Source organism: Niveispirillum sp. KHB5.9 (assembly GCF_048066115.1).
In the GTDB taxonomy this organism is placed as follows: Bacteria; Pseudomonadota; Alphaproteobacteria; order Azospirillales; family Azospirillaceae; genus Niveispirillum.
The window spans coordinates 168,683-180,150 of the sequence record NZ_JBLTYX010000011.1 but is presented as its reverse complement, the minus strand read 5'-3'; the positions used below and the strand labels follow the sequence as shown (position 1 = coordinate 180,150).

At 67.5% G+C, this 11,468-nt stretch carries 8 protein-coding genes and 1 tRNA gene; 4 read left to right on the top strand and 5 right to left on the bottom strand.

Annotated elements, in window-relative coordinates; translation table 11 throughout:
• Nucleotides 1-49: 49 nt before the first annotated feature.
• Nucleotides 50-1,645 (bottom strand): RNA repair transcriptional activator RtcR, encoded by a 1,596-nt coding sequence (rtcR, locus tag ACM9HJ_RS18600; RefSeq protein ID WP_416573257.1) that lies wholly within the window; start codon nucleotides 1,643-1,645, stop codon nucleotides 50-52.
• Nucleotides 1,646-1,854: 209 nt separating this feature from the next.
• On the opposite strand from rtcR, the gene ACM9HJ_RS18595 reads away from it, so the two are divergent.
• From ACM9HJ_RS18595 to rtcA, 4 genes are all read left to right on the top strand, one after another.
• Nucleotides 1,855-3,405 carry a vWA domain-containing protein gene (locus tag ACM9HJ_RS18595; RefSeq protein ID WP_416573256.1) on the top strand — a complete coding sequence of 517 codons (1,551 nt, stop codon included), beginning with the start codon at nucleotides 1,855-1,857 and terminating at the stop codon, nucleotides 3,403-3,405.
• A 381-nt stretch (nucleotides 3,406-3,786) separates the two neighbouring features.
• A tRNA-OTHER gene (locus ACM9HJ_RS18590) sits at nucleotides 3,787-3,864 on the top strand.
• Nucleotides 3,865-3,976: 112 nt separating this feature from the next.
• Nucleotides 3,977-5,203, top strand: a complete 1,227-nt coding sequence (locus tag ACM9HJ_RS18585) for an RtcB family protein (RefSeq protein WP_416573255.1) — start codon at nucleotides 3,977-3,979, stop codon at nucleotides 5,201-5,203.
• A 5-nt stretch (nucleotides 5,204-5,208) separates the two neighbouring features.
• The gene (rtcA, locus tag ACM9HJ_RS18580) at nucleotides 5,209-6,231 is read left to right on the top strand and encodes an RNA 3'-terminal phosphate cyclase (protein WP_416573254.1); all 1,023 of its coding nucleotides are present in this window, start codon (nucleotides 5,209-5,211) and stop codon (nucleotides 6,229-6,231) included.
• Nucleotides 6,232-6,246: 15 nt separating this feature from the next.
• Here the strand turns inward: rtcA and ACM9HJ_RS18575 are convergent, their stop codons facing one another.
• Genes ACM9HJ_RS18575 through ACM9HJ_RS18560 form a run of 4 tightly spaced genes read right to left on the bottom strand, consistent with a single transcriptional unit; the run spans nucleotide 6,247 to nucleotide 11,466 of the window.
• Nucleotides 6,247-7,041 carry a hypothetical protein gene (locus ACM9HJ_RS18575; protein WP_416573253.1) on the bottom strand — a complete coding sequence of 265 codons (795 nt, stop codon included), beginning with the start codon at nucleotides 7,039-7,041 and terminating at the stop codon, nucleotides 6,247-6,249.
• A 3-nt stretch (nucleotides 7,042-7,044) separates the two neighbouring features.
• Nucleotides 7,045-7,998, bottom strand: coding sequence for a response regulator (locus ACM9HJ_RS18570; protein WP_416573252.1), 954 nt, complete (start codon nucleotides 7,996-7,998; stop codon nucleotides 7,045-7,047).
• Nucleotide 7,999: 1 nt separating this feature from the next.
• Nucleotides 8,000-9,559, bottom strand: coding sequence for a hypothetical protein (locus ACM9HJ_RS18565; protein ID WP_416573251.1), 1,560 nt, complete (start codon nucleotides 9,557-9,559; stop codon nucleotides 8,000-8,002).
• Nucleotides 9,556-11,466: a glycosyltransferase family 2 protein gene (locus ACM9HJ_RS18560; protein WP_416573250.1), complete on the bottom strand. Its 1,911-nt coding sequence runs from the start codon at nucleotides 11,464-11,466 to the stop codon at nucleotides 9,556-9,558. Before ACM9HJ_RS18560 ends, ACM9HJ_RS18565 begins: the two co-directional genes overlap by 4 nt.
• Nucleotides 11,467-11,468: the final 2 nt, after the last annotated feature.

The window sequence follows — 11,468 nt, the reverse complement described above, 5'->3', positions numbered from 1 at the left end:
GCAATCCGGCGGGGCAAGGCCGGGGCGGTGGGTGGCGCGGGAATTGGCCCTATCCCCGCAGCCGGTCCCACTCCAGCCCGAACCGCGCCAGGTACTTGCGCAGCCGGTCGGCATCGTTGACGCTTTTGCGGGCTGTGCGCGAGGCGCCGAACAGCACCCGCCCCGCCTCGCTCAACGACCGGCTGTCGCGGCACACACGGATGACGGTGGCCAGCTGGCAGCGGTCGAACAGGTCGATCCCGGCCAGCCCCTCCACCCCCAGCACCGCCTCCAGCCCATCATCCGCCGCACCACCCCCCGCCCCCTGCCAGCGGCGGCGCAGCCCCTCGATCTCGTCCGCCACCGTATCGGCATTGATGCGCCCGGCCGGGGCCAGGGTGGCCATGCGGGTGATGCTGGCCGACAGGTCGCGGAAATTGCCGGTCCAGGGCGTGGACCCGTCGGTGGCAAACGCCAGATAGCGTTGCCGCGCCTCGGCATTGAAGGTGGCGCGCACCCCTTCACGTGCGGCGAACCGGTCCAGCTCGAATTCCAGGTTGGGCTCGATATCCTCCCGCCGTTCCGCCAGCCCCGGCAGCGCGAAGGTCCAGAGATTGAGGCGGGCGAACAGGTCCTCGCGGAACCGCCCCGCCGCCGCCTGGGTGCCCAGATCGCGGTTGGTGCCGGCGATCAGCTGGAAATCGCTTTCCACCTCCCTGTCCGACCCCACGGGCAGGAAGCGCTTATCCTCCACCGCGCGCAGGATCATCGCCTGTTCATCCAGACCCAGTTCCCCGATCTCGTCCAGGAACAGCATGCCCTTGTCCGCCGTGCGCAGCAGGCCGGGCCGGTCGCTGGCCGCCCCGGTGAACGCCCCCTTGCGATGGCCGAACAGGGCCGACATCGCCCCGTCCCCGCGCAGGGTGGCGCAGTTCACCTCCACGAACGGCCCGGCGATCTGGTGCTGCTGGCGCTTCAGGTCATAGATGCGCCGCGCCAGCTGCGACTTGCCGGCCCCCGTCGGGCCTTGCAGCAGGATGGGTGCACGCGACCGGATCGCCACCTGTTCGATCCGGTCGATCATGCGGTTGAACCCGGCATTGCGCGTGGCGATGCCGGATTTCAGGAACGACGTCGCCTCCCGCGTCTGGGCCTGGAACCGCGTGGCGATGCTGTCATAGCGCGACAGGTCCAGGTCGATGGTGCTGACCTTGCCGGCGGCCACCGCCTTGCTGTCCTTGTCCGGGCTGGATTGCAGCAGCCGCCCCGGCAGGAACCGCGCCTCGGTCAGCAGGAACAGGCAGATCTGCACCACATGGGTGCCGGTGGTGATGTGGATCAGGTAATCCTCTGCCTCCGTGTCGAACGGATAGGCGCGGACGAAATCCAGCAGCTTCCCGTACACCTCCTCGAAATCCCACGGGTTGCGCAGCGCCATCAGCTGCGACCGCACCTGCGTGCCAGGCGAAACGCCGGCCACATCCTCGCGGATCTGATCGGCCAGCCCGGTGCTGTGCGCGTCATGCAGCAGTTCGAACCGGTCGACCAGCAGATCCTCCTGCATGCACAGGCCGACCGACGGCCGCCAGCGGCTCCACCGGTCCTTCCCCCTGCCCACGAAATCCAGCACCGTGCCCAGGAAGCCGATGACCACCGTCCGCTTCATGATCTTATCCAGATTTATAAATCCGATATGATCATATCATCTCATTCACCCGCACGGAACCGACCATCAGCGGCAGGAACCCAGCCTTTCCGCCATTCCTAAAAAAAATTCACCCTTCCAGGCCTGTTGGCACAGCCCTTGCGATTAGGGAGGCCATGAGCGGCAACGACACGGCCGCACAGCACCGGACAGGAAGGAGGGGTGACATCATGGCAAACAAGGGACTGTTCGCATCGATCGTGGGGCGGCTGATGCCGGCCACCGACGCGCATAACCAGGAATTCGCCCCCGCCTACGCCTTCGGCCCGCGCCATCACCTGGCGCAGCTGGCGGTCACCGGTTGCCTGAACCATAATTTCTACACCAGCGCCGACGAACAGCTGGCCCAGGTCCTGGACCTGTCGGGCAAGGTCGATGCCCAGTTCCTGGCCAAGCTGGCGGTCCATGCCCGCGAACGCGGCGGGATGAAGGATATGCCGGCTTTGCTGCTGGCCCGCCTGACCGTGACCGCCCCGGACCTGGCCCCGCGCATCTTCGGCCGTGTCGTCGACAATGGCCGCATGCTGCGCAACGTCGTGCAGATCCTGCGATCCGGCAGCGCGGGGCGCAAGTCGCTGGGCACGCGGCCGAAGCGGCTGGTGCGGGAATGGCTGGAAAAGGCCGATATCCGCACCCTGCTGCGCACCGCCACGGGCACCAGCCCGTCGCTGGCCGACATTGTCCGCATGGTGCATCCGCGCCCGTCCAGCCCGGAACGGGAAGCCTTCTATGGCTGGCTGATCGGCAAGCCGTATCAGGAGGCCCTGCTGCCGGAACCGGTGCGGGCGTTCGAGGCGTGGAAGCGCGACCGTACCCTGGAACTTCCGGATGTGCCGTTCGAGTGGCTGACGGCACTGCCGCTGACGCGGGAGGATTGGGCCCTGCTTGCCGGCCGCATGGGCTGGCAGGCGCTGCGCATCAACCTGAACAGCCTGGCCCGCCATGGCGCCTTCACCGTGCCCGGCGCGGCGGAGGCTGTGGCGGCACGGCTGGGTGATGCGCGGGCCGTTGCCGGTTCCGGGGTACAGCCGTTCCAGATCATGATGGCGCGCAGCCAGCTTCTGCCGTCCGTGCCGGAAACGGTGCGCGAAGGGCTGGACCGGGCACTGGATCATTCCTTGCGCAATGTGCCGGCGCTGGCCGGGCGCGTGGTCGTCTGTCCCGACGTGTCGGGATCGATGGGCACCCCCCTGACGGGTCACCGCCAGGGATCGACCAGCCAGGTGCGCTGCATCGACGTCGCCGCCCTGATCGCGGCGGCCCTGATGCGGACCAATCCGGGCACAAGCGTCCTGCCCTTCGACAATGATGTCGTGGCGGTGGATGTGCTGGCCGACCTGCCGGTGGCGGAGAATGCCAAGCGGCTGGCCGCCATCGGCGGCGGGGGCACGAACTGTGCCGCCCCGCTGGCGCGGTTGAACGCGGAACGGGCCAGACCCGATCTGGTGATCATGGTGTCGGACAATGAATCCTGGATGCAGCAGCGGGCCCGTGGCACGGCCATGCTGGCAGAATGGCGCAAGCTGACGGCCCGTCATCCCGCTGCGAAGCTGGTGTGCCTGGACCTGCAACCCTACGGCACCGCCCAGGCGCCGGACGGTGCCGACATCCTGAATATCGGCGGCTTCACCGACGCCGTGTTCGACAGCATCGCCCGCTTCGCCAAGGGCAGGGGACACCCCGAGCTCTGGGTGGCGGAGATCGAGAACATGGTGATCTAGAGCGGTTTCCGGGTAACCGGAAACCGCTCCGGCGGCGACCGCCGCCGCGCCGCACGTGCGGCGTGAAGCCAAGCCGCGAATGCGGCGCCGGCGATTGAGGAACATGTAAAGAAAGCCCGGTCGTGTCGGGCGGCGAATGCGGATGGGACTACATGTCACGCCGGGAGGGTCCATGGACCCTCATGTCGGAAATGGCACCGGCCCCCGTGTCCCATCAACCCCTTGTCGCCGCCCGCCCGTCCAGGCTCGGGGCGCAGCCCCGGCGGATGCGGGCAAGGACTCCATGGATAGAGCACCCGTGAAGCGGGAGGTCGGTGGTCCGAATCCACCCGGGGAGCAATCCCACGTAGCTCAGTATCGTCCTTCCCATCCCTTGCCGCCGGGACTGTCGCGGCGGGGCGAATGCAGGTGGAACTACATTGGACTTTCCGGTCGGGGGTTCGAATCCCTCCGGTTTTCCTGTCAAGGACGCCGTAGCTCAGCCCGGTAGAGCAGAAAGCGTTCCACCAATCCTTGTCGCCCCGCCCGCCCCTCTTTGATGTAAAAACACTATTCCCGAAGGATCAGAATTATGTGTGAGCGCCATTTCGATGTGATGCCGGTGGACGGCGGTGTGCCGGTGAAGATGTGGACACGCGGTGTCCAGGTGGAGGAAACGGCCCGGGCGCAGCTGCGCGCCGCCGCCCGCATGCCCTTCATCTTCGGCCATGTCGCGGCCATGCCTGACGTCCATACCGGCATCGGCGCCACCGTGGGATCGGTGATCCCGACCAGGGGCGCCATCATCCCGGCCGCCGTGGGCGTGGATATCGGCTGCGGCATGTGCGCGGCACAGACGACGCTGATGGCCTCCGACCTGCCCGACAGCCTGGACGGCATCCGCAGCGCCATCGAACGTGCCGTGCCGCATGGCCGCACCGTGGGTCGCGGCACCCGTGACAAGGGGTCGTGGGGCGATCCGCCGCCCGACGTGGTCGCCGCCTGGCAGACCCTGTCGGAACGGTTCCAGCGCCTGGCGGAGAAGTATCCGGCATTGGCCAGGGCCAACCATGTCACCCATCTGGGCACGCTGGGCACCGGCAACCATTTCGTGGAACTGTGCCTGGACGAGGCGGACCGGGTCTGGGTGATGCTGCATTCCGGCTCGCGCGGGATCGGCAATGTCATCGGCACGCATTTCATCGAACTGGCGAAGAAGGACATGCGCCGCTGGTTCATCAACCTGCCCGACGAGGATCTGGCCTATTTCCCGGAAGGCACCGACCATTTCAACGACTATGTCGAAGCGGTCGGCTGGGCCCAGGATTTCGCCGCCCTGAACCGGCGGATGATGATGGTCCATACGATGGCAGCATTGGGCAAGGTGATCACCAAGCCCTTCGGGGCAGAGGTGCAGGCCATCAACTGCCATCACAATTATGTGCGGCGGGAACGGCATTTCGGCCAGAACGTCATCGTCACCCGCAAGGGCGCGGTGCGGGCCGGTGCCGGCGAGATGGGGATCATCCCGGGTTCCATGGGCACCCGGTCCTACATCGTGCGCGGCCGGGGCAATCCGGACAGTTTCGAAAGCTGTTCGCACGGTGCCGGCCGCAGCATGTCGCGCAACGAGGCGCGGCGCCGCTTCACGGTGGCGGACCATGTCCGCGCCACCGAAGGGGTGGAATGCCGCAAGGACGCCGATGTCATCGATGAAACCCCGATGGCCTACAAGCCGATCGAGGCGGTGATGGCGGCCCAGGCCGATCTGGTGGAAATCGTGCACACGCTGAAGCAGGTCGTGTGCGTCAAGGGATAGGGATCATGATCATCATCGATGGTGCGGCGGGTGAGGGCGGGGGGCAGGTGCTGCGCACCGCCCTTTCGCTCGCCATGGTCACCGGCCAGGCCTTCCGCATCGACAATATCCGCGCCGGCCGTGAAAAGCCGGGCCTGATGCGCCAGCACCTGACCGCCGTGCAGTCGGCCGCCGCGATCAGCGGGTCAACGGTCGACGGTGCGGCCCTGGGCAGTTCCAGCCTGACCTTCACCCCCGGCCGGGTGCGGGCCGGCGACTATCATTTCGCCATCGGCACGGCGGGCAGTACCGGCCTGGTCCTCCAGACCCTGCTGCCCGCCCTGATGCTGGCCGATGGTCCGTCCAGCCTGCTGCTGGAGGGCGGCACCCACAATCCCCACACGCCCTGTTTCGACTTCCTGGCAGAGGTGTTCCTGCCGCTGGTCAACCGCATGGGGCCGGCGGTGACGGCGGCACTGGACCGGCCGGGCTTCTATCCGGCCGGTGGCGGGCGGATACGGGTGGAAATCGCCCCGGCCGCCGCCCTGCGCCCGCTGGACCTGGTGGAACGCGGCACCCTGCTGGCCACCGATGCCGTGGCCCGTGTCGCCGGCCTGGACCCGGTCATCGCAAGGACGGAGCTGCAGGTGGCCCGCGACAATCTGGGTTGGGCGGAGGAGCATTTCCGGATGGAGGTGCTGGACCCCGCCTGGGGACCGGGCAACATCCTGCTGCTGACGGCGCGGTATGAGGGCGTGACGGAGATGGTGGCCGGCTTCGGCGAACGCCAGGTGCCGGCGGCCAGCCTAGCGCTGAACGCCGCCAGGCGCCTGCACGGCCTGATGGAAAGCGGGGCCGCCGCCGGCCCCTATCTGGCCGACCAGCTGCTGCTGCCCCTGGCCCTGGCCGGCGGCGGGCGTTTCACCACCGTGCGCCCGTCACGCCATACGCTGACCAATATCGACACGATCGGCCGTTTCCTGGACGTGCCCATCGGCATCGAACAGCAGGCGGACGGGCGGCATCTGGTGAGCGTGGGGAGGGGTTAGCCCCTCCCCGTCACCTCAATCCCCGAACTGCCACCACAGCGCCACCAGCGCCATGCGCTCACCGCCGGCATTACGGCCGCCGATGGCCTTGGAGAGGCCGAACTGGATGCCCAGATCGTCGGTCAGCCGGCGCACGGCTGACACCTGCACCTTATACCGGCGGACATCGCCATAGCCGGCACCGGGCGTGCCGACGCTGACGGCGTTGAAGCTCTGGCCCAACAGCAGCCAATCCTTGTCCGGCCGGTATCCCAGCGACAGGTCCAGCCGCACCTCGTCCGCCGCCGGTCCGCCGCGCGTGCGGTATCCCAGCTGGGCATCGAAGAAACCCTTGTCGAAGCTGTGGCCATACAGTGCGCGCAGCTCCGCATCGACCTTGCCCGACCCCAGCGGCGGGTTGTCGCCCTTGTCATAGCCCAGCGGCACCCGCACCAGCGGCTGCAACGCCACGATATCGGCCCCTTCCGCCCAGACCGTGCGGCGCACGGCGAATTCGCCATCGGCCAGGCCCGACCCCTTGTCGCTGCCCCCGGCGGCATTGTCGGCCTTCAACCGCTGCCAGGAGGGCTGGAAGCTGACCGTGGTATCGCTGCCCACTCCCCAGGAGATCAGGGGAGAGATTTCCAGCTTGCGGAATTTCGGATCGGTGCCACCGACGCGCCCGTCGAAACCGCTGTCGGATTCCGAATAGGTCGCACCGGCGATGACCTCCACCGTGCCCGCCGCCTGCGGCCAGGCCCCGGCAAGGGCGGGGGCCGGCAGCAGCAGGGCGGTGACGGCAAGGCTGGAAAGGGACTTCAGGCAACGCATGGGTCAGTCTTCCTCCGGCGGCAGGGTGGCGCCGTCGATGATGCGGGCCCCGCCATGGGCGCGGGCATGGTCCAGCGCCCGGCGGGCGATGACCGCCGCGTCCAGCCCGGCGCCATAACCGACCGACAGGCTGACATAGGGACCGGCATTGGAACGGGGATGGGGGATGCGGGCCCGGCCGACCAGTTCGACCAGCTTGCCGGCAAGGTCGCGGGCGACATTGGCATCGCTGCTTTCGAACAGCACCGCCAGCCGCCCGTCGCCGGCCATGGCCAGCACGTCGCCGATGCGGCCCGGCAGACTGGCGGCCAGTTCCATGATGCGCCGCGTCATCGCCGCCGCCGGATCGGCACCGTCCAGTTCCTCCAGCCGGCCGAAATCATCGATGGCGGCAAACAGCACGGCACCGGCATGATGGCGCAGGCTGCGTTCGGCCAGCAGTTGCCCGCACTGGATCGGATCCGGCCAGCCCAGCCCTTGCACCCCGCCCGGATCGGCCGCCGGCACCTGGCGGCGATCGGATGACAGCTCGGCCAGCTCGCCCTCGCGCGCTCGGCGGCGCCGCGCCTCGGTGCGCCAGCGCAGGGCCGACTGCACGCGCGCCCGCAGCGCCACCATGGTCGCCGGCTTCACCACATAATCGAAGGCACCGGCGATGAAGGCCTGGTTCAGGCTTTCCTCATCCTCCAGCGACGACACCATGATTACCGGCACATCCGCCAGACGCGGATTCTCCTTGATCAGGCAGGTGGCGGTGATCCCGTCCATGACGGGCAGCATGATGTCCATCAGCACGATATCGATGGGGCATTCCTCCCCCTCGGTGCGCGATACGTCCAGGGTGGCCAGCGCCTCTTCGGCGCTGCCGGCCTTGATGATGGGGCCATAGCCGCACGCCGTCAGCTGTGCCGCCAGCAATTCCCGTATTTCCTCCAGATCCTCGACGATCAGGATCATGTCATTCACCCCTTTTCCCGCCGCCGGCCGGCAAGCGCCAGACGCGCCAGTCCCCCTGGTCATATATCAAAACGGCACCCGTACCTGCATCCTGCCACAGATCGGGCAGCGCTTGCGCGATACGATCGCGTGCACCGGCCGGACTGTCCGGATTGCGCAGGGCCACGTGGCGCGTGCGCAACTGCCGCACGATCAGGTCGGCCTTCAGCCGGTCATTGCTGGGCAGGACCAAACCGTCGGCACTGCCACGGCCGGGCAGCACCGCCCCTGCCGTCAAGCCATCGATGGCCACATCGTCCAGCCCGCGCAGGAACCGGCCCACGGCCAGTTCCGCCGGCCCGTCACCCTGCACATCGCCCGCCCCCTGCACGGCCTGACGCCATGCGGCGGTGTCCGTATCACCCACCTGCCCCTGCACCCACCAGCCGGCAACCACGCCCAGGCCCGCCAGCAGCACCAGCAGCAGACCGTGCAGCCGGCGCCCCGTCACCGCCGCCGCCAGCACGGAAACCGGCGCCAGATAGGCCAGCAACCGCCCCGGATCACCCAGGAACCACGTCGCCGACATCAGCACCAGCCCTGTCAGCAGCAGGCCGGCCAGCAGCCCCAGCACGCGCCGCGCCCCGGCATCGCCGAACCACAGACCCACCGGCAACAAGGGCGCATTGGCCAGCATCGACCCGGCACCGACCAGGATGGCGGTACCGATGGCCCCGCCCGGCCCGATCAGCCAGGAGCTCTCACCGACATAGGCCGCCGACCCATGGATGGCGACATCCACCCCCGCCGCGAAGGCCAAAGGCGATCCGCCGAACACCCAGTTGGCATAGAACAGGGCCAGCAGGGCGAAGATCAGCGGGAACATCACCACCAGCAGGCTGCCCGACGCCGACGTGGCGACCATGCGCGCCGGCAGCATCAGGGCGATGAAGGGAACGGCGGCCAGCACCAGATAGGCCCCCGCCGCATCGGCCAGCGCCAGGAAGGCCAGCGCCACGCCCAGGCTGATCATCGCATTGACCTCGCCCAGCCGTTGCAGCCGCAGGCAGGAACTGACGGCGGTGGTGAAGGCCAGCACGCCCAGCGGTGCGGGTCCCCCCGCCGCCACGGTCAGGGCCAGCGACGGCGCGCAGGCCAGGAGGCCGGCGGTGATCAGCGACACCACGAACCGTTGCCCGCCGGCCACCAGCATCCGCACCCACAGGGATGCGGCGATGGACAGCATCAGCACATTGACGACCAGCGGTGCCGGCACCCCGTCCAGGCCGGGGAACAGGGCCACCACCATGTCGAAGGCCAGCGGTAGCACCGGATAGGCCGTGCCCGTCAGATCGCGGAAGGCACCGACATCGGTGGTGGCCAGCAGAGCGCGGGTCCAGCGGTCGGCCATCGCCGGTCCCAGCCAGCCTTGTTCCATCGGCCATGCGGCCAGGAGGCCGATCAGCGGCAGCAGCAAGGCCAGCGACACCGGGAACAGCCAGCCCGGAATGGTGCGGGCACCGCGCTTGTCCAGATGCGCCGGAACCGGGCGGCGTGTTGTGGTTACGGTTGTCGCGTTCATGACTGCCCCATGCTGGCCAGGGCCTTCTGCACTTCCTGCTTGGTGGTCTGCGACAGGCCGTGCTGGGTCTTCTCCCAATAGAACGGATTCTTCACCAGCTGCCACAGCGCCTTGTACGCCGCCACCGACATCAGCGCCCAATAGCCGATCACCGTCAGGCCCCAGGGCGCCAGATTGGTCCAGCCGCGCTTGACCGGGGCGATGATGGAGATGTAGGTGAACAGCCCATTGCCGGCCAGCAGGTTGAACAAGGACAGGTACAGCAGCGCGGTCGGGAACAGCGGGTCCAGCCAGGTGCCGCCGACGGCCAGCCACAGCAGATAGAAGCCCCAGAAGATCGGGTTCAGCAGGCCCGACAGCATGGTGCCGCCGATGAAGAACTGGAACCCCCAGAAGCCGCCGGCCCCCACCGAGCGGTAGAGATGCACCGGGTTGCGCATATGCACCAGATAGGTCTGCATATAGCCCTTGATCCAGCGCGACCGCTGACGGACCCAGTTGGGAATGGAGACATTGGCCTCCTCGAACGTCGTGGAATTCACCACGCCGACCCGATAACCCTTCTGCGTCAGGCGAACGCCCAGGTCGGCATCCTCCGTCACGTTGAACGGGTCCCAGGCGTGGAGCTTGGTCAGCACATCCATGCGGAAATGGTTCGACGTGCCGCCCAGCGGGATGGGAATATTCAGCCGTTCCAGCCCGCCCAGCATGAAGTCGAACCACAGCGAATAATCCAGGGTGAACATCCGCGTCAGCCAATTTTCATTGGCATTGAAATAGTTCAGGCGGCACTGGATGCAGGCGGTGTTCTCCGGCGCCTTGCGGAAGGCGACGACCACCTTCTTCAGCTGGTCCGGCTCCGGCTGGTCCTCGGCATCGAAGATCACCAGATATTCGCCACGGGCGAACCGCAGGGCATAGTTGCAGGCCTTGGGCTTGGTCTGCGGCTTGGTCGGCGGCACGCGGATGATCTCGAAAATGCCCTCCAGGCCCAGCTTCTTGGCGGCATTGATCGTCTCATGGTCGCCGGCTTCCAGCACCAGCTTGATGTCCAGCTTGGCGATGGGATAGTCCAGCCGCCTGAGCGCCGCTGCCAGGATGGGCAGCACCTCCGGCTCCTTGTACATCGGCACCAGCACCGTGAAGGTCGGCAGGTCGTCATCCTGCAGGGCCGCCACCTCGGCATCGGTGACCTTGCGGTCCACCTGCTTGGCATCCGCCCCGTACCAGACCAGGATGGTCTTCAGGGCGAAATTACCCAGATAGAACATGCCCATGATGACATTGGCGGTGATCAGCGTGCCGATCGGCGCGAAGGCCAGGCCCAGCAGGAACACCGACAGCAACCCATAAAGGAACAGGCTCTGCCCCGGCGTCACCACCGTGCGGGCGGAACTGGTCGGGTCCATGTCGGCCAGCGCGTGCACGGCCAGATGGTTGAACTCATCCTCGAACAGGCGCTGCAAAGTCCAGACGATGTCGAACTTCGACGTCACCACCATCCTGGTCCGGGGCCCATAGGTCTGGCGGGCGAACAGCATGGCCTTGGGGCCGGGATCGGCGGTCGCCACCGTGACGACATCGCCCTCCTTCTTCCAGGGCAGCAGCAGCAGGCGGCTGTATTCCCCCATCATCTCCTTCTGGGCCAGGCCATCCTGCGGCCGTTTCGCCATCATGTCGATGAAGGGCAGGCGGAAACGGTCGGCCAGGGCACGATAGAAATCCCGGGCCTTCACCATGCCCTGGGAGATGACGACGTCGCCGAACGGCACCTTCCATTGCCGTTGCAGCTCCAGCGCCTTTTCCACCTGCGCCACGGTCAGCAACCCCTTGGCCAGCAACAGCTCGCCGATGGGCGGGACCATGTCACCCGTGGGTGGCACCATGGGGGGCGGGTTCGGGGCCATGG